The organism is Kitasatospora sp. NPDC051984 (assembly GCF_044593455.1).
Taxonomy (GTDB): domain Bacteria; phylum Actinomycetota; class Actinomycetes; order Streptomycetales; family Streptomycetaceae; genus Kitasatospora.
In genome coordinates this window covers 686518-704507 of record NZ_JBIUCB010000001.1, presented here as the reverse complement: position 1 = coordinate 704507, position 17990 = coordinate 686518, and the positions used below count along the sequence as shown (strand labels likewise).

General features: G+C 72.0%; 16 protein-coding genes and 1 tRNA gene. 4 read left to right on the top strand and 13 right to left on the bottom strand.

The genetic code is table 11. The features are described 5' to 3' along the window. Window positions 1-47: 47 nt before the first annotated feature. The 6 genes from thrB to ACIHEI_RS03185 form a co-directional block, all read right to left on the bottom strand. Window positions 48-965: a homoserine kinase gene (thrB, locus tag ACIHEI_RS03210; protein WP_387637304.1), complete on the bottom strand. Its 918-nt coding sequence runs from the start codon at window positions 963-965 to the stop codon at window positions 48-50. Between the two features lie 274 nt (window positions 966-1239). Next, on the bottom strand, window positions 1240-2331 hold the full coding sequence (gene thrC / locus ACIHEI_RS03205) for a threonine synthase (RefSeq protein ID WP_396605401.1): 1092 nt from the start codon (window positions 2329-2331) through the stop codon (window positions 1240-1242). A gap of 8 nt (window positions 2332-2339) precedes the next feature. Further along, window positions 2340-3632: a homoserine dehydrogenase gene (locus ACIHEI_RS03200; protein ID WP_387637308.1), complete on the bottom strand. Its 1293-nt coding sequence runs from the start codon at window positions 3630-3632 to the stop codon at window positions 2340-2342. Between the two features lie 132 nt (window positions 3633-3764). Then, window positions 3765-5156 carry a diaminopimelate decarboxylase gene (lysA, locus tag ACIHEI_RS03195; RefSeq protein ID WP_387865468.1) on the bottom strand — a complete coding sequence of 464 codons (1392 nt, stop codon included), beginning with the start codon at window positions 5154-5156 and terminating at the stop codon, window positions 3765-3767. 96 nt (window positions 5157-5252) lie between these two features. Continuing rightward, window positions 5253-6908 (bottom strand): arginine--tRNA ligase, encoded by a 1656-nt coding sequence (gene argS, locus ACIHEI_RS03190; protein ID WP_392950684.1) that lies wholly within the window; start codon window positions 6906-6908, stop codon window positions 5253-5255. Window positions 6909-7025: 117 nt separating this feature from the next. Continuing rightward, window positions 7026-7547, bottom strand: coding sequence for a response regulator (locus tag ACIHEI_RS03185; protein WP_392950681.1), 522 nt, complete (start codon window positions 7545-7547; stop codon window positions 7026-7028). Window positions 7548-7713: 166 nt separating this feature from the next. On the opposite strand from ACIHEI_RS03185, the gene ACIHEI_RS03180 reads away from it, so the two are divergent. Together ACIHEI_RS03180 and ACIHEI_RS03175 are read left to right on the top strand one after the other, a co-directional pair. Continuing rightward, window positions 7714-7785, top strand: a tRNA-Arg gene (locus ACIHEI_RS03180). 117 nt (window positions 7786-7902) lie between these two features. Then, window positions 7903-8241 (top strand): hypothetical protein, encoded by a 339-nt coding sequence (locus tag ACIHEI_RS03175; protein ID WP_387637318.1) that lies wholly within the window; start codon window positions 7903-7905, stop codon window positions 8239-8241. Window positions 8242-8248: 7 nt separating this feature from the next. On the opposite strand, the gene ACIHEI_RS03170 is transcribed toward ACIHEI_RS03175, so the two are convergent. From ACIHEI_RS03170 to ACIHEI_RS03150, 5 genes are all read right to left on the bottom strand, one after another. Beyond that, on the bottom strand, window positions 8249-9001 hold the full coding sequence (locus ACIHEI_RS03170; RefSeq protein WP_396605400.1) for a hypothetical protein: 753 nt from the start codon (window positions 8999-9001) through the stop codon (window positions 8249-8251). Between the two features lie 67 nt (window positions 9002-9068). Next, window positions 9069-10043 (bottom strand): trypsin-like serine peptidase, encoded by a 975-nt coding sequence (locus ACIHEI_RS03165; protein WP_396605399.1) that lies wholly within the window; start codon window positions 10041-10043, stop codon window positions 9069-9071. A 220-nt stretch (window positions 10044-10263) separates the two neighbouring features. Beyond that, window positions 10264-11760, bottom strand: a complete 1497-nt coding sequence (locus ACIHEI_RS03160; RefSeq protein WP_396605398.1) for an MFS transporter — start codon at window positions 11758-11760, stop codon at window positions 10264-10266. Between the two features lie 171 nt (window positions 11761-11931). Then, window positions 11932-13644, bottom strand: a complete 1713-nt coding sequence (locus ACIHEI_RS03155; protein ID WP_396605397.1) for a DUF885 domain-containing protein — start codon at window positions 13642-13644, stop codon at window positions 11932-11934. 56 nt (window positions 13645-13700) lie between these two features. Then, entirely contained in the window at window positions 13701-14351 is a 651-nt protein-coding gene (locus tag ACIHEI_RS03150; RefSeq protein ID WP_392950671.1) for a rhomboid-like protein, read from the bottom strand. 86 nt (window positions 14352-14437) lie between these two features. On the opposite strand from ACIHEI_RS03150, the gene ACIHEI_RS03145 reads away from it, so the two are divergent. Continuing rightward, on the top strand, window positions 14438-15259 hold the full coding sequence (locus tag ACIHEI_RS03145) for a TetR/AcrR family transcriptional regulator (protein WP_396605396.1): 822 nt from the start codon (window positions 14438-14440) through the stop codon (window positions 15257-15259). Between the two features lie 135 nt (window positions 15260-15394). On the opposite strand, the gene ACIHEI_RS03140 is transcribed toward ACIHEI_RS03145, so the two are convergent. Beyond that, window positions 15395-16501: a DUF6745 domain-containing protein gene (locus tag ACIHEI_RS03140; RefSeq protein ID WP_396605395.1), complete on the bottom strand. Its 1107-nt coding sequence runs from the start codon at window positions 16499-16501 to the stop codon at window positions 15395-15397. A 29-nt stretch (window positions 16502-16530) separates the two neighbouring features. Next, window positions 16531-16857: a hypothetical protein gene (locus ACIHEI_RS03135; RefSeq protein WP_396605394.1), complete on the bottom strand. Its 327-nt coding sequence runs from the start codon at window positions 16855-16857 to the stop codon at window positions 16531-16533. A 165-nt stretch (window positions 16858-17022) separates the two neighbouring features. Between ACIHEI_RS03135 and ACIHEI_RS03130 the strand changes: the two genes are divergently transcribed. Continuing rightward, window positions 17023-17976: an STM4015 family protein gene (locus tag ACIHEI_RS03130; protein ID WP_396605393.1), complete on the top strand. Its 954-nt coding sequence runs from the start codon at window positions 17023-17025 to the stop codon at window positions 17974-17976. The last annotated feature ends 14 nt before the right edge of the window (window positions 17977-17990 follow it).

Below are 17990 nucleotides of genomic sequence, written 5' to 3'. Positions count from 1 at the left end.
ACCCCCTGACACATTCCCCAGCCCTTTGTTTGTCAATCGTGTCCGTCTCACATGTCGAGCGGAAGAACCGTCGCGCCGGTGCGGTCGAGCTCCAGCCGGTGCGCCGCGAACTGCGGCCCCGCGAAGTTGAGCAGCTTCTCCGCGCCGGCCTCGTCGGCGAGCGCGAGCACCGTCGGTCCGGCACCCGAGATGACGGCCGGCACGCCCTCGGCGCGCAGCGTGGCGACCAGGGCGGCGCTGTCGGGCATGGCGGAGGCCCGGTAGTCCTGGTGCAGGCGGTCCTCGGTGGCGGTGAGCAGCAGTTCGGGGCGGCGGGTGAGCGCCTCGACCAGCAGTGCGGCGCGGCCGGCGTTGACGGCGGCGTCGGAGAGCGGAACGGTCTTGGGGAGGAGACCGCGCGCCGTTTCGGTGAGCACCTCGGTCGAGGGCACGAACACGACCGGAACCACTCGGTCGGAGGGGTCGAGCGTGATGGTGCGGGCGGTGCCGTCCTCGGTCCAGGCGACGGTGAAGTTGCCGCGCAGGCAGGCCGCGACGTTGTCGGGGTGGCCCTCGAGCTCGGAGGCGAGGGCGAGCAGCGCGTCGTCGTCGAGGGCGGAGGCGCCGCCGATGGTGACCGCGCGGGCGGCGACGATGCCGGCGCAGATCGCCGCGGACGAGGAGCCCAGGCCGCGGCCGTGCGGTATGCGGTTGGCGCAGACCACTTCGAGGCCGCGGGGCTGTCCGCCGAGCCGGTCGAAGGCGGCGCGCAGCGAGCGGACCAGCAGGTGGCGCTCGTCGCGGGGCAGGGTGTCGGCGCCCTCGCCGGCGATGTCCACGCTCAGGCCGGAGTCGGCGACCCGGACCACCACGTCGTCGTAGAGCCCGAGGGCGAGGCCGAAAGCGTCGAAGCCGGGGCCGAGGTTGGCGCTGGTCGCGGGAACGCGGACCCGGACGGCGGCGGCGCGGAACGCGGGACCGGCCATGCGGTGGACACTCCTGAAAAGTGGGGGCGGCCCGGACGACGGGGCCTGCGGTGGTACGACGGCGGGTTGGTCGAAGGGAGCGCGCAGCATGGCGCGGCCCGCCGGGGTCCAGCGTATCGAAGAGAGGTTCCAGAGCGGTACACCCTGCCCGGCCCGGATCTTCCGTGTTGCCACAAGAAGCGGAAAAGCGCCGGTCGGATGACCTGAAAGCAGCGCAGATGCGGTTGAGCGGCGGGCCCGATCAGGCCCGCCGCTCAAGGGCGTTGACGCAGGATCAGTCGAGCAGGCCGAGACTGCGGGCGGCCGTCTCGGGGTCGATCGGGACGATCTGCGGCTGCGGCGCGCCGGCCACCGCCCAGTCCGGGTCCTTGAGGCCGTTGCCGGTGACGGTGCAGACGATCCGCTGGCCGGGGTCGACCAGTCCGGCCTCGGCCTTGGCGAGCAGACCGGCCACCGAGGCGGCCGAGGCGGGCTCCACGAAGACGCCCTCCTGCGCGGCCAACAGGCGGTAGGCGGACAGGATCTGGCGGTCCGTCACCTTGTCGATCAGGCCGCCGGACTCGTCCCGGGCGGCCAGCGCGAAGTCCCAGGAGGCGGGGTTGCCGATCCGGATCGCGGTGGCGATGGTCTGCGGCTTGAGCACCGGGGCGCCGTCCACGATGGGTGCGGAGCCGGCCGCCTGGAAGCCCCACATCCGCGGGGTCTTGGTGGAAAGGCCGTCGGCCGCGTATTCGCGGTAACCCCGCCAGTAGGCGGTGATGTTGCCGGCGTTGCCGACCGGGAGAACGTGGATGTCGGGGGCGTCGCCGAGCATGTCGACGATCTCGAAGGCGGCGGTCTTCTGGCCCTCGATGCGCACCGGGTTGACCGAGTTGACCAGGGCGACCGGGTACTTCTCGGAGAGTTCGCGGGCGAGGGTCAGGCAGTCGTCGAAGTTGCCGTCCACCTGGAGGATCTTCGCGCCGTGCACCAGCGCCTGGCCCATCTTGCCGAGGGCGATCTTGCCCTGCGGGACGAGCACGGCGGACACCATGCCGGCCCGGACCGCGTAGGCGGCGGCGGAGGCGGAGGTGTTGCCGGTGGAGGCGCAGATGACGGCCTGGGCGCCGTCCTCCTTGGCCTTGGAGATGGCCATGGTCATCCCGCGGTCCTTGAAGGAGCCGGTCGGGTTGGCGCCTTCGACCTTGAGGTAGACCTCGCAGCCGGTGCGCTCGGAGAGCACCTGGGCGGGGACGAGGGGCGTGCCGCCCTCGAGCAGGGTGACCACGGGGGTGGAGTCGGTGACCGGGAGGCGGTCGCGGTACTCCTCGATGAGGCCGCGCCACTGGTGGGTGTGGGTGCCTCGGGCAGCGTTTTCGGCGTTCATGGTTCTTCCTACTCCCCTTCGACCCGCATGATGCTGGCCACGTCGCGCACGCTGTCCAGTGCGCGGAGCTTGTCGACCGTCGCCGACAGGGCGGCGTCGGTGGCGCGGTGGGTGACCACGACGAGTGCGGCGTCGCCGTCGCGGCCCTGCTGGCGCACGGTGTCGATGGAGACGCCGTGCTCGGCGAAGACCGAGGCGACCTGGGCGAGCACGCCGGCCCGGTCGTCCACGTCGAGGCTGACGTGGTAGCGGGTGACCACCTGGTCCATCGGCTTGGCGGGCAGCTGGGTGTAGACCGAGTCGCCGGGGCCGGTGGTGCCGTTGACCTTGTTGCGGCAGACCGCGACCAGGTCGCCGAGGACCGCGGAGGCGGTCGGCGAGCCGCCCGCGCCGGGGCCGTAGAACATCAGCCGGCCGGCCGCCTCGGCCTCGACGAACACCGCGTTGTACGCCTCGCGGACGGAGGCCAGCGGGTGGCTGAGCGGGATCATCGCCGGGTGCACCCGGGCGGTGACCGAGCTGCCGTCGGCGGAGCGCTCGCAGATCGCCAGCAGCTTGACCACGCAGCCCATCTCCTTGGCGGAGGCGATGTCGGCGGCGGAGACCTCGGTGATGCCCTCGCGGTAGACGTCCGCGGCGGTCACCTTGGTGTGGAAGGCGATGCCGGCCAGGATGGCGGCCTTCGCGGCGGCGTCGAAGCCCTCCACGTCGGCGGTCGGGTCGGCCTCGGCGTAGCCCAGCGCGGTGGCCTCCTCCAGCGCCTCGGAGTACCCGGCGCCGGTGGAGTCCATCTTGTCGAGGATGAAGTTGGTGGTGCCGTTGACGATGCCCAGCACCCGGTTCACCTTGTCGCCGGCCAGCGACTCGCGCAGCGGGCGCAGCAGCGGGATGGCGCCGGCCACGGCGGCCTCGTAGTAGAGGTCGACGCCGGCCTCGGCGGCCGCGGCGTGCAGTTCGGCGCCGTCCTTGGCGAGCAGTGCCTTGTTGGCGGAGACCACCGAGGCGCCGCCCTGGAAGGCTTTCAGGATCAGCGATTTGGACGGCTCGATGCCGCCCACGACCTCGATCACCACGTCGATGTCGTCGCGGCCGACCAGGGCCTCGGCGTCGGTGGTGAGCAGGTGCTCGGGCACCCCGGGACGGGGGCGCCCGGCCCGCCGTACCGCGATGCCGGCGAGCTCCACCGGGGCGCCGATGCGCGCGGCGAGGTCGTCGGCTGTCGTCGTCATGATGCGCGCCACCTCGGAGCCCACCACACCACAGCCCAGCAACGCCACCTTCAGCGGGCGCGTACGCATCATCCGACTCCGCTCTGCATTCTTCGGTCCCCGCCGGGGCGATTCGGTTTCCCCGGGGGCTTTCCTGTCCCCACCAGTCTCCGGGACTTTCCGCACGGATCTACGGCTGGTCCACGTTCTGAGACGAAAATTTCGTCAGCCGATATCGAGCCGCAGGAGATCCTCCTCCGTTTCGCGGCGGACGATCACTCGGGCCGCACCGTCCGCGACGGCCAGCACGGGGGGCTTGAGGGCGTGGTTGTAGTTGCTCGCCATCGACCGGCAGTAGGCGCCGGTGGCGGGCACCGCGATCAGGTCGCCGGGCGCCAGGTCGGCGGGCAGGAAGGCGTCCCGGACCACGATGTCGCCGGACTCGCAGTGCTTGCCGACCACCCTGACCAGCATCGGTTCGGCCTCGCTGGTGCGGGAGACCAGCGCCACCGAGTACTCGGCGTCGTACAGCGCGGTGCGGATGTTGTCGGACATGCCGCCGTCCACGCTGACGTAGGTGCGCAGGCCCTCCAGGTGCTTGACGGTGCCGACCTCGTACAGCGTGAAAGCGGTCGGGCCGACGATCGCCCGGCCGGGCTCCACCGAGATCCGAGGGGCCGTCAACTGTGCTGCCGTGCACTCGCGTCGGACGATCTCACCGAGCGAGACGGCGATCTCAGCGGGCTCGCGCGGATCGTCGTCGGGGGTGTACGCGATGCCGAGGCCGCCGCCGAGGTCGATCTCCGGCAGTTCGACGCCGTGCTCGTCGCGGACCTCGGCGAGCAGGCCGACCACCCGGCGGGCGGCGACCTCGAAACCGGCGAAGTCGAAGATCTGCGAGCCGATGTGCGAGTGGATGCCGCGCAGCTCCAGCGAGGGCTTGGCCAGCACCCGGCGGACCGCCTCGGCGGCCAGGCCGCCGGAGAGCGATAGGCCGAACTTCTGGTCCTCGTGCGCGGTGGCGATGAACTCGTGGGTGTGCGCCTCGACGCCGACGGTGATCCGGATCAGCACCGGCTGGCGGACGCCCCGCGCCGCGGCGATCTCCGCCAGGCGGTCGATCTCCTGGAACGAGTCGACCACGATGTGCCCGACACCGGCCCGCACGGCCTGCTCCAGCTCCCGCACCGACTTGTTGTTGCCGTGCAGCGCGATCCGCTCCCCCGGCATGCCGGCCGCCAGCGCGACCTGCAGCTCGCCCGAGGAGCACACGTCGACGTTGAGGCCCTCCTCGTGCAGCCAGCGCACCACGGCCTTGGACAGGAACGCCTTGCCCGCGTAGTACACGTCCGCGTCGTCGCCGAACGCGTCCCGCCAGGCCCGGGCGCGGGCCCGGAAGTCGGCCTCGTCCAGCACGTACGCGGGGGTGCCGAACTCGGCGGCCAGGGTGCGGACATCGACGCCGCCGACGGTGGCGACGCCGTCCGCGTCACGGGTGACGGTGCGCGACCAGATCTTCGGGTCGAGGGCGTTCAGGTCGGCGGGCGGGGCCTGGTAGTGACCCTCGGGCAGCACGTCGCCGTGCCGGGGACCTGCGGGGTGTGCGGAGCGAGACATGTGCGGAACTTCCTCGACCTATGGCGAGGGGCGGCGACCGGTCTCCGTCGACCGGTCCGCCGCCCCCGCTGTGCTGCGCTTGGGGGTTGTGGTGCTTTACATCCGCTCGGGTGCGGATACGCCGAGCAGACCGAGGCCGTTGGCGAGCGTCGTTCGCGTGGCGTCGGCGAGCCAGAGGCGGGCGTGCGTGAGGTCGGTGACCTGCTCGTCGCCCTTCGGCAGGATCTGGCAGTTGTCGTAGAACCGGTGGTAGGAGCGGGCCAGTTCGGTCAGGTAGGTGGCCACGTGGTGCGGGGCGCGCTCCTCACCGGACCGGGCCACCACCCGCGGGAACTCGCCGAGCCGGCCGAGCAGGTCGTTCTCCCACTCGGTGTCCAGCAGCTCCGGTTTGAAGTCCGCGCTGCGGATGACGCCCTTGTCCACCGCGTTGCGCTGCACGGAGCACATCCGGGCGTGCGCGTACTGCACGTAGAAGACCGGGTTGTCGTTGCTCTGGCGGGTGACCAGGTCGATGTCGATGGTGATGGTGGAGTCGGTGGACTGCCGCACCAGCATGAAGCGGGCGGCGTCCACGCCGATCCAGTCGACCACGTCGTCGATCGTGATGATGTTGCCCGCGCGCTTGGAGAGTCGGACCTCCTTGCCGTCGCGCAGCATCTTCACGAACTGGCCGATCATCACCTCGATGTTGCGGTCCATGTCGTCGCCGGCGCAGGCCGCGATGGCCTTCAGGCGGTTGACGTAGCCGTGGTGGTCGGCGCCGAGCATGTAGACCGAGACCTCCGCGCCGCGGTCCCGCTTGCTCAGGTAGTAGGCGGCGTCGGCGGCGAAGTAGGTGGTCTCGCCGTCGGCCTTGATCAGGACGCGGTCCTTGTCGTCGCCGAAGTCGGTGGTGCGCAGCCAGATCGCGCCGTCCCGGTCGAAGACGTGGCCCTGCTCGCGCAGCCGCTCCATGGCCTGCTGAACGGCGCCGGAGTCGTGCAGCGTCTTCTCGGAGAACCAGGTGTCGAAGTGCACGCCGAACTCGGCCATCGACCGCTGGATCTCGGCGACCATCAGCTTCAGGCCCTCGGTGCGGAAGGCCAGCAGCTGCTCGTCCTCGGGCAGCTCCAGGATGCCGGGCACGCCGTCGGTGACGGCCTTGGCGATGTCGGCGATGTACTCGCCGACGTAGCCGTCCTCCGGAACGGGCTGTCCGTTCGCGGCGGCCTTCAGCGACTTGGCGAACTTGGTGATCTGCACGCCGGCGTCGTTGAGGTAGTACTCGGTGGCCACCTCGGCGCCGGACGCCTTGAGGACGCGGGCCAGCGAGTCGCCGACGGCGGCCCAGCGGACGCCGCCGATGTGGATCGGGCCGGTCGGGTTCGCCGAGACGAACTCCAGGTTGATGTTCAGGCCCTTGAGCGCGTCGTTGCGGCCGTACGCCTCGCCCGCCTCGACGATGGTGCGCGCCAGCTCGCCCTGAGTGGCCGCGTCCAGCGTGATGTTCAGGAAGCCGGGACCGGCGATGTCGACCTTCGCGACGCCGGCGATCTCTCGCAGGCGGGCGGACAGGATCTCCGCGACGGCTCGCGGCGGCTTGCCGGCCGGCTTCGCGAGCTGGAGGGCCACGTTGGTGGCGTAATCGCCGTGGTCCCTGTTCTTGGGCCGCTCGACCGTCACGTGCGCGGGCACGTCGACGGTCAGCTCGCCGGCCTGGATGGCGGCGCTGACGGCGGCCTGGACTGCCTGGGAGAGTTCTGCGGGTGTCACGGGCCCAAGCCTAGGCGAGAGGGGGTGGTCGCCCGCCACTCGGTTTGCCGAGTGGGACGCGCGTCGTGCCGCCCGGTGTGCTTCGTCTCGTCGAACAGCGCCGCAGACCGGCACATCTCACGGGCGTGACTCGTCCGGCGGAACAAGTTCCTGCGACTGTTCGCTCAGGGCGAAATCTCGTACGGTTTGAACGGGCGGGACGGGTATCGAGGGCGCGGTGCTGCCGAAGTCGTACGCGAAACGGCGCCCCGCCGCGGGCCGGCGGTCCATCGCCCGCAGGCGGCGCACCAGTTCGATCAGGTCCGCCGGGTCGAACGGCTTCGCCAGATAGCCGTCCACCCCCACCGACGCGCCCCGTTCCAGATCCGCCGGGGTGCAGGCGCTCACGATCGCGATCGGCAGGTGCGCGGTCTCCCAGGCGGCGCGCAGCCGGGCCGCCGTGCGCAGGCCGTCCAGCCGGGGCATCACCACGTCCAGCGTCACCACGTCCGGCGCGACCCGGCGGACCACCTCCAGGCATTCGGCACCGTCGGCGGCGGTCACCACCTCGAAGCCCTCCAGCTCCAGGTTGACCGTGATCAGCCGACGGATCGCCTCGCTGTCGTCCACCACGAGGACCCGCCCCGACGCCGCCGCCACCTCACCGAGGGTAGCCGCGCCCCACCCCGCCCGTCCGGCCTTTGCCCGACTTGCCGATCGCCCCCTGACGGCCCGTCCGGCCCCGCTGCCGGAAACCCGTGCACGGACCACGGAGTTTCCCTGGTAGTGTTTTCCCCGCAAGGCCGGGCGATCACAGATCACCCAGGCCCCCGTAGCTCAGGGGATAGAGCACCGCCCTCCGGAGGCGGGTGCGTAGGTTCGAATCCTACCGGGGGCACTTCGCGGCAAGTGCGTGAACGAGGCTCAAGTCCAAGGGACTTGGGCCTTTTTCGTTGTCCTTCGCACTCCCCCGACCAGTACGCTCCCCCGACACCTGAACGAGGGGGGAACCACCATGACCAACACCGTTCCGAACCTGTCGGACGACCGACTGGCCTGGCTGGCGGTCCGCGACCAGCTGAACAAGAAGGCCCGCCGGCCCGGGGCGTTCGGCTGGTTCACCGCGATCTTCGCCTTCCGGGGCGGATCGGCCGGACGGCAGGCAGCCGGGATGGCCGGGGACATGCGGCGCGACGCGGCCTCGGCGAAGCTGCACGAATACGCCTTCGCCGTGGACATCGCGGCCGAGTCACTCACCGCCGCCGAACGCGCGCACCTGCGGGCCACCGGCGAAGTCCCGCCGCACTTCCTGGCCGAGGTCGAACGCCGGGTGGCCGAGCGCAAGAAGCGCTGAGACGGCGTCAACTCGGCTTCCGCTTGCGGTAATCGCCGCGCAGCACCAGGGCCGGGGTGGCCGGGTCGTAGGCTCCGCAGGCGGTGGTGGACCAGGGGGACCACTGGCGGGGAACGGCGAAGTACGGAACCAGCACCGGGCCCTTGCGACCGGGGGCGGCCTTGGCGGGGAGCAGCGCGGGCAGCACGTCGGGGGTCTGGCCGGCCAGGATCGCGGTGCGGCAGGAGCGGCAGGCGGGGCGCCGGTCCGCGGCGGCCTCCCGGACGGTGGTGTGGGCCCGTTGCCGGGTCTTGCGGTTCTTCGGCGCTTCCGCCGCGCTCTCGGCGGGGCCGTGCAGCGGGTTGTAGTAGCAGCGGACGACGAGCGGGCCCGGGCGCTGTCCGGCGTGCAACAGGTGGGCGGCGGCCAGGCGTTCGACGGCCTGCTCGGCCAGCACCACGGCGGCGGCCAGGTCGGGCAGGTCGGTGTCGCGGTGCTCGGCGGCGTCGAGCAGCCGGCCGGCCGCCTCGTACGCCTCCAACGCCCACTGGTAGGCCCGGCGGGCGGCGGACTCCTCGGTGGGGAGCTGGAGTTCGGCGGCCCGGAAGACCGCGCCGGCGGTGGTGACCCGCTCGGCGGCGAGGTCGCGCAGCCGGTCCCGGAGGGCTTCCCACTCCCCCAGCACCAGGGCGTTGTGCTCGCGGATCTCCCGGCGGCTCGGGTGGTGTTCGGATGTCGGGGCGGGCCCCGCGGCTTTCAGGAACCACCAGCGGCGGAACACCGCGCCTCCCCCTCGTCTGCGTCGTCGCCCCATTGTGGGTGACGGCCCGGAGGGATTCCAGGGTTGGTCAGCTCGCGCGGGTGACCAGGTCGGCGACGGTGTGGTCGAAGTAGGCGCTGTAGGAGGTGCCGTCGGTGTCGCCGCCCTGCTGGTAGCCGCCGATGACGCCGATCACCTGCCCGGTGGCCGCGTCGATGAACGGGCCGCCGCTGGTGCCGCCGGGGAAGGACGGGCCGTCGATGCGCCGCTGGAAGGTGTCCTCGCGGCTGGTGACGTTGGTGCACAGTATCGGCTTCTCGGCGCCGTCCGGGTAGCCGTACAGGCGGGTCTGCACCGTCCAGGCGGCGTTGATGCCGAGCGGGTTGCCGCCGACCACGTCCTCGATCCGCTGCCCGTTGCTGGGGGCGACGGCGAGGACGGCGAAGTCCTCGTCGGGGTCGTTGCCGTTCTGCCAGCCGTCCGCGGTGAACACCTTGCTGACCTGCCAACTCCCGAACGGGGCCTGGCCGTCGTGGTAGCCGGGGACGAAGGTGATGCTGCTGACGCCGGACAGGCAGTGCGCGGCGGTGAGGATCAGGTTGCGCCCGGGGCTGTCGATGACGCTGGCCGTGCAGAAGTGGTTGCCGGGCCCGATGTCACCGGTGAACAGCGCGCCGACCCGGATCGACTCGGTGTTGACGGCGGCGTCGGCGGTGACGCCGAGCTTCACGTCCGGCGGCGCGAACGGCGGGATCTGCCGGCTGAGACCGGCGCTGGGGTCCGCGGCCCCTGCGGCGGCGCCGGGCTGCTCGCTCGCACCGGTCTCCTCACCGGCAGTCGGGCTCGGGCTCGCGTCGACCGTGGCGCCCGTGACGGGGACGGGCGCCGGGGCCGAGGCGGCCATCGCGACGCTGTCGGCGCTGGTCCGCTGCCGCGGGTCGCGCACGTGGACGGAGAACAGCCCGGCGACGGCTATCACGCCGACCACGCCGACGGCGAGGACCGAGCTGAGGACGACCGGGCGCAGCGAACGGCGCTTGCGCTGCTTGGCGTGCCGTCCCATGGTGCCCCGTTCCTGCCGACCGGAGGATCGTAGCGGTGTCCGCGTCGTTGTCGACGCGGACACCGGTGACCCGAGCTGTCTCGAATATGCGTCGCCGAGCTGGAAATGCCGTGATTCCTGGCTGGGAGACTCGTGAGATTTCCGGTGGCGGACAGCAGGGTCTCACGGCCGGGGCCGGGTGCGGGGTCGGCGACACCCGGCGGGCGGGTCAGGCCACCGTTCAGGCCACCGCTCTGGCCTCGGGCTGGGTGGCCCGGCCTCTGGCCTCGCCGGGCGCGGGCCGGTGGGTGATCATCAGGAACGCGACCACCGCGGCGGCCAGCAGGATGCCCATCGCAACAACGGTGGCGACCGTGTAGCCGTGCACCGCGCCCTGGGCCTGGACCAGCGGGTCGGTCGGGTTGCGGGTGGCGAGGTAGGTGGCGGTGGCGCTGGCCGCGATGGTGTTCAGCAGCGCGGTGCCGATCGAACCGCCCACCTGCTGGGCGCTGTTGATGATGGCGGAGGCGGCGCCGGTCTCCTGCGGGGCGACGCCGAGGGTGGACAGGTTGATGGCCGGCATGAAGACCAGGCCGAGGCCGATGCCGAGCAGCAGTTCGGCGGGCAGCACCAGTCCGGCGTAGGAGCTGTCCACCCGGAGCTGGGTGAGCCAGGCCATGCCGCCCGCGCCGATCAGCAGTCCGGGGACGATCAGGGCGCGGGTGGGGATGCGGGTCATCAGCCGGGAGCCGATGCCGGCCGAGCTGAGGATGATCGCGCCGGTCATCGGCAGGAACGAGACGCCGGCCCGGATCGGCGAGTACCCCTTGACCACCTGCATGTAGTACGTCAGGAACAGGAACAGCCCGTACATGGCGATCACCGCGAGGCCGACCGAGAGCGCGCTGCCGGCCCGGTTGCGGTCGCGGACCAGGTGCATCGGCAGCAGTGCGTGCGGGGTGCGCCGCTCGACCAGGGCGAACACGGCGAGCAGCGCGACACCGGTGCACAGCGCGGTGAGCACCAGCCAGTCGCCCCAGCCGCGGTCGACGGCCTCGGAGGTGCCGTAGACGATCAGCAGCAGTCCGCCGCAGCCGAGCACCGCGCCCGGCAGGTCGAGCCGGATCCGGTGGGAGCGGTCGATGTGGTCGCGGCGCAGCAGGTAGTAGGCGCCGAGCGCGGTGGCCGCGGCGATCGGGCCGTTGACGTACAGGCACCAGCGCCAGCTGAGGTATTCGGTGAGCAGGCCACCGGTGATCAGGCCGATCGCGGCGCCGCCGCCGGCCAGCGCGCCGAAGACGCCGAACGCGGTGGCCCGTTCACGTGCGTCGCGGAAGGTGATCGACAGCAGCGACAGTGCGGACGGGGCGAGCAGCGCGCCGAAGCTGCCCTGCAGGGCGCGGGCGGCGAACAGCATGCCGCCGCTGGTGGCGAAGCCGCCGAGGCAGGACGCGGCCGCGAAGCCGAGCAGGCCGATGATGAAGGTGCGCTTGCGTCCGTAGAGGTCGCCGATCCGGCCGCCGAGCAGCAGCAGACCGCCGAAGGCCAGCGTGTAGGCGGTGATCACCCACTGGCGGTTGGCGTTGGAGATGCCCAGGTCGTGCTGGGCGGACGGGAGGGCGATGTTCACGATCGTCGCGTCCAGGACGATCATCAGCTGGGCGATGGCGATGACCGCCAGGGCCCACCAGCGGCGCGGGTCAACCGTCTGGGTGTCGGGGGCGTGCTGGGAGGTCACCGGAGGACCGCCTTCCGCCGAATCGGGAATGGGCCTGGTCGCGCGCACGGCGCTCTCTCCAGCCAAACGCCCGATCCGGTCATCGGCAAGGCGGTCTGTGTTCTTTTGTCACGATTTGGGACGCGGGACCCGGGTGCCCGGCCGCATCGGCCACCCGGGACACTCCCTCGGTTACAGCGCCCCCAGCTCCCTCACCAGGTCGTCCAGGCCCAGCGAGCCCTGCGACAGCGCCGCCATGTGCCACGCCTTCAGGTCGAACTCCTCGCCGCGCGCCTCGGCCGCCGCCCGGGCCGCCGCCCGGCCGCTCAGCCAGGCCCGCTCGCCGAGCTTGTAGCCGATCGCCTGGCCGGGCAGGCCCAGGTAGCGGACCAGCTCGCTGTCCAGGAAGTCGGCGGACAGGCCGCAGTACGCGCCGAAGAACTCGCGGGCGCGCTCCGGCAGCATCGGCTCGCCCGCGGCGAACGGCGAGTCGGCCGGGAACTCCAGCTCGGCGTGCATGCCGATGTCCACGATCACCCGCAGCGCGCGCATCATCTGCGCGTTCAGGTAGCCCAGGCGGTGGCCCGGGTCGGTGAGGTAGCCCAGCTCGTCCATCAGGCGCTCGGCGTACAGCGCCCAGCCCTCCATGTTGGCGCTGACGCCACCCAGGGTGACCTGGTAGGTGGACAGCCGGTCCGCCATGTACGTCCACTGCGCGAGCTGCAGGTGGTGGCCCGGGACGCCCTCGTGGTACCAGGTGGAGACCAGGTCCCACTCCGGGAACGCCTCGCGGCCCAGGGTCGGCAGCCAGGTCCGGCCGGGGCGGGAGAAGTCCAGCGACGGCTGGGTGTAGTACGGGGCGGCGGCGCTGCCGGGCGGCGCGATCCGCGACTCCACCTTCAGCAGCGGCTCGGCCAGGTCGAAGTGCACGCCCTGCAGGTCGTTGATCGCCCGGTCCATCAGGCCCTGCAGGTACTCCTGCACCTCCTGCTCGCCGCGGATCGCCGGGCCGTCGGTCTCCAGCCACTTCATCGCCTGCATCGGGGTCGACCCCGGCAGCACCTTCTCCGCCTCGACCCGCATCTGCGCGTCCAGGTCGTGGAACTGCTCCCACGCCCAGCGGTACGCCTCGTCCAGGTCCAGGTCGGCGCCCGTCCAGAACCGCACCCAGCGGGTGTAGCGCTCGCGGCCCATCGCGTCGGGGGTGCCCTGGGCGGCGGGGCCGTACACGTCGCGCATCCAGTCGCGCAGCTCGGCGAGGGCCGCCGTGGCCGCGACCGCGGTGGCGGTCAGCTGCTCACGCAGGTGCTCCGGCGCGGGGGCGACCAGGTCGCCGAACCAGCCGCCGGGCCGCTCCGACTCGATCCACTCCTCGAACTGGCCGACCACGGTGGTCACCTGGCGCGGCGCCGACAGCAGGCCGCGCCGCACGCCCTCCTCCAGGGTCTGCCGGTACTGGGCGAGCGCCTCCGGGAAACGGGCCAGCCGGCGGCCCAGCCGCAGCCAGTCCTCGTCGGTGTCGGTGGGCAGCAGGGTGAAGATCTCCCGGGTGTTGTGCACCGGCGAGCCCAGGTTGCGGACCGACCGGAACTCCTCGCCCGCGTCGTGCACCGCGAGTTCCGCGATCAGCCGCTCGCGCAGCAGCCGGGCGCAGCGGCGCTCCGCCTCGTCCTCGATCGGGCCGGACGCCTCCAGCGCGTCCAGCTCGGCAAGGGTGCGGCGGGCCAGCTCGTCGAGGGCGGCGGTGCCCGCCGGGGACAGGTCGGTGAGCCGGTCGTCCTCCGGGTTGAGGCCGAGGTAGACCGCGGTCAGCGGGTCCAGCTCGGCGAGGGCGTGGACGTAGGAGTCGGCGATGCGGCGCGGAGTGGGGCCGCCGACGTGACGATCGTTCAGTTCATGAGCCATTCGGCCATCCTGTCGCAGCGGCGGACGAATTCAAGCCCCAACTGGAAGTGATCGCGTCAACTGCGTACCGGCCACCGGCGCCGCACCGCCTGCCACGGATCCCACACCGGCCGGCCCCGGGTGATCGGACGGAACGCCAGCCCGATCAGCACCGCGCAGAAGTGCCCCAGGTCGGTGAAGGTGTGCGAGATCAGCAGCGGCACCAGGTAGAACACCACCAGCCCGCAGCCGTACACCCACCGCCACCAGCCCGCCAGCCCCCACGTCAGGACGCCCTGCACCCCCGCCAGCGCGTACGACACCCCGACGTCCACGGTGTTCGCCATGTTCATCGGCAGCACCTGGTGGTGGACGCCCCACGCCACCACCCCCTGGCTGATGTACGTCGCCAGGACGTGCGCGGTCAGCGCCACCGTCAGCCAGCGCCGGGTGCCCAGCCAGCGCTCGGCCGGGACGTGGAAGATGTGGAACATCACGAAGTAGAACCAGAAGTTCGCCTGCTCCGTCCAGATCAGGCTGGCCACCAGGACATGCACCGGGTGCGAAGTCAGCTGATCGATATTGGTGGACCGTTTCTGCAGGAAATAGTGCAGCGCGGCCGGATCCTTCTGACCCACCACAAAACTCGTGACCGCGAGCAGCAGCAGCCACACGTACGTCCCCGGAGACCTGCCGATCCACCGACCGACCGCCCGAACCCACCGCACCGGCCGCTCCTCGTCGCACTCCACCGACACCTGCCCACAGTCTGCGGTCGGCGGCAACGACCCGCCCGACGATTACGCTGGCACCCATGGCAGCGACCCCCTCCCGCACCGAGGCCCAGCGCCCCCGGCGCGCCACCTACCGCCGACTGCCCGTCCAGCAACGGCGCGAACAACTCATCGCCGTCGCCCTCGAACTCTTCGCCGCCCGCCCGCCCGAGGACGTCTCACTCGACGACGTCGCCGAGGCCGCCGGCGCGTCCCGCCCCCTCGTCTACCGCTACTTCGCCGGCGGCAAGCAGCAGCTCTACGAAGCCGCCCTGCGCAGCGCCGCCACCGAACTCACCCAGCGCTTCACGGTCTCCGCGACCCCCGGCACCCCCACCCAGCAACTCGGCGCCGTCCTCCACCGCTACTTCGCGTTCGTCGACGAGCACGCCGCCGGCTACGCCGCACTCCTCCGCGGCGGCTCCGTGGTCGAGACCGCCCGCACCTCCGCCATCGTCGACGACGTCCGCAGGGCGGCGATCCGCCGCACCCTGCGCCACCTGGGCGTCCGCGAGGCCGGCCCGCGACTCACCCTGCTGGTCCGCTCCTGGATCTCGGTGGTCGAAGCCTCCGCGATCAGCTGGCTCGACGAGGGCCACCAGATCCCCCTCGACTCCCTCTGCGACTGGCTGGTCGACCAGTTCGTCGTGATGGCCGCCGCAACGGCCGTCCGCGACGAACAGACGGCCAAAGTCCTGCGCAACTGGCTCCACTTGGAGACGGAGGACAGCCCGGCGGGGGTGCTCATGGAACACCTGCGGCGAACAACCAGGGGCGCTGGGGGTACCCCCAGCGAAGCGAGGGGGCGGAACTGCGCGAAGGGGAACGCGACACGTCCGCAAGATCGCGACGCAGGACAATGACTTGCACGTGAGAGCGACCTTGCGGACGTGACTTGCGCTTGTCGCGCAGTGCCGCCCCCTCGGCTTCGCCTGGGGGTACCCCCAGCGCCCCTGGTTTCGCACCCGCTCGCGCCCTGGTTTCGCACCCGCCCGCGGTCAGGTTTCCCGCTGGGGGCGGTACTCCGCCTCCTCGACCCCGAACGTCCAGGCCACTCCCGCCCTCGCGGTGCGGACAGACGGTGGGACGCGCAGGTAGTAGGTGCGGTAGGTGCCGTCCGGTTCGGGGGTGGAGTTGACCACCTCGACCATCACCACCGGTTCGTCGTCGGGGAGTTGGATCCGCCAGAGCACGCCCGTCTCGTCCCGGTGCAGCGGCTTCGCGCCGCTCTCCGCCAGGTACCTCTCGTAGCCGAAGTGCTCCAGCATGACGCGGCGCAGTTCGGCGTTCTCCTCCGCGCGGATCCGCTCCGCGGTGAGGCCGGTCAGCTGCTCCAGGAAGTCCGCGGGGACGGGCATGCCACGCCACGCGTACAGCGCGAAGCCGTCGGCGTAGGCGAGGGCGGGGCCGTCGGCGCGGTCGAGGCGGCCGGCCTCGTCGCGGTGCAGGGCGGTGGGGCGTTCGCTGAGCAGCACGGTGTTCTCGAAGGGCCACCACCAGCCGGTCTGCCGGGCGACGCCGGCCAGCGCGGCGAGCGCCTCGTCGCCGGTGCCCGCGGTGTCGAACGCCGCGAACCAGGCGGCGTCGTGCTGCCCGGCGACGGCGTCGACCAGGGCGAGCCGGACCTTGGCGCGGGCTTCGCCGGCCACCCGGCGGCGTTCCTTGTTCTCGGGCTTGCGGGATTCCTCCCAGTCGAGCGGTTCGGGCTCGGGGGCGAAGTGGTCGAGCAGCGCGGCGCGGACGCGTTCGGCGGGGAGCGTGGTGGTGGCGGCGAGTTCGGCGCCGGTCGCGCCCCAGATCTCGGCCCAGCCGCCGGGGCCGTGTGCGGTGAACGCGGCGGTGCGGGCGCGTTCCCAGGCGGCGGTGCGCACCTGTTCGCGAACGTTGGCGCCGAACTCCTCGCGGTGGTCGAGCAGTTCGGTGACGGCGGCGAGCGGCGAGGGGTACCAGCGGAACGCGGTGGGCTCGGCCAGCCCGGCGGCCCGGTAGGCGGCGCGGACGGCGTGTTCGGCGGTGGCCCGGTCGGCCGGCCCGGTGGCGGCGGCGACGGCCCGCCAGTGCGCCACCGAGGCGTCGGCGGGACGGCCGGTCAGCTGCGTGCTCATCAGTTCTGTCCTCAATCCTTAAGGGGTGCTCAGTCCGCGACGATCCGGACCGAGCCGGGCGCGTACTCGCGCTGCCGGACCACCCGGAACCAGCCGGTGGGCAGCGGGATCGCCGCGTGCTCCTCGTGCACGACCTTGCCGCCCTCCGGCAGGTGCAGCCAGGCCCGGCCGAACGGGCCGGACTCGCGCAGCAGTTCGCCCGGGCCGACCACCGCGTGGGCGTGGCCGGTGACTTCGCCGAGGGCCAGCACCAGCCGGCCGCGGCCGTCCCGCGGCTGGCGGGGCAGGTGGGCCACCGCGGCCGGGACCGCGCTCTGTTCGACCGGCACGATCAGTACGTCACCCTGGCGGTACACGAAAGTCCTCCTGCGGTCGGGTCCGGCCGGGCGCCGGACGTCCCGACCGGAAAACTAGGCGGCGCCACCGACAACACCACGCCAGAGAACTCCCCGTGCGGGTGAACGTCGGGGGCGGCTGGTAGACAGGGTCAGGCCCACGACGAGCAGCCAGGAGCGGCGCGCATGACCATCAATCAGCACATCGAGGAGTTCCACGGCCTCCCCGTCACCGACTTCCGGACCGCCGAGGCGGAGGGGAAGAAGCTGCCGGCGGCCGCGGCCACCGCCTGGCGGATCGGGCTGGACTACGAGGAGGAGCGCGAGTTCGGTGAGGTCTGGGCGGCGTTCCTGAAGGCCGTCGCGCTGGAGGACGTCACCGCGCTGGTGCTCGGCCCCTGGTTCTCCGAGGAGCCGGAGTCGCTGTCCGGGGTGCTGCCGACGGTGCTCGCCGCCGCCGACCGATTCCCGGCGCTGCGGGCGCTGTTCATCGGCGACATCATCGCGGAGGAGTGCGAGATCTCCTGGATCCAGATGTGCGAGATCACGCCGGTCTTCGCCGCCTTCCCGCAGTTGGAGGAGCTGGTGGTGCGCGGCACCGACGGCGACTACGACGGCGAGGACCCGCTCTCCCTGAAGCCGGTGCGGCACGAGAAGCTGAAGGCGCTCCGCTTCGAGGCCGGCGGCCTGCCGGGCTCGGTGGTCCGCTCGGTCGCGGCCTGCGACTTCCCGGCGCTGGAGAAGCTGGAACTGTGGCTCGGCGTCGACAACTACGGCGGCGACTGGACGATGGAGGACCTCGGCCCGTTCCTGTCCGGCGCCAACCTGCCGTCGCTGACGTACCTCGGCCTGCAGAACGCCGAACAGCAGGACCGGATCGCCGCGCTGGTCGCCCAGGCCCCGGTGGTGCCCCGGCTGACCGGGCTGGCGCTGTCCTTGGGCGCGCTCACCGACGAGGGCGCGGCGGCGCTGCTGGAGGGCCAGCCGCTCACCCACCTGAAGAAGCTCGACCTGCACCACCACTACCTCACCGAGGGCATGCGGAAGCGCCTGCGGGACGCCCTGCCCGGCGTCGAGATCGACCTCTCCCAGGCCGAGGACCCGAACGACAACTGGCGCTACGTCGCCGTCTCCGAGTAGGCGGAGGTCCTGCG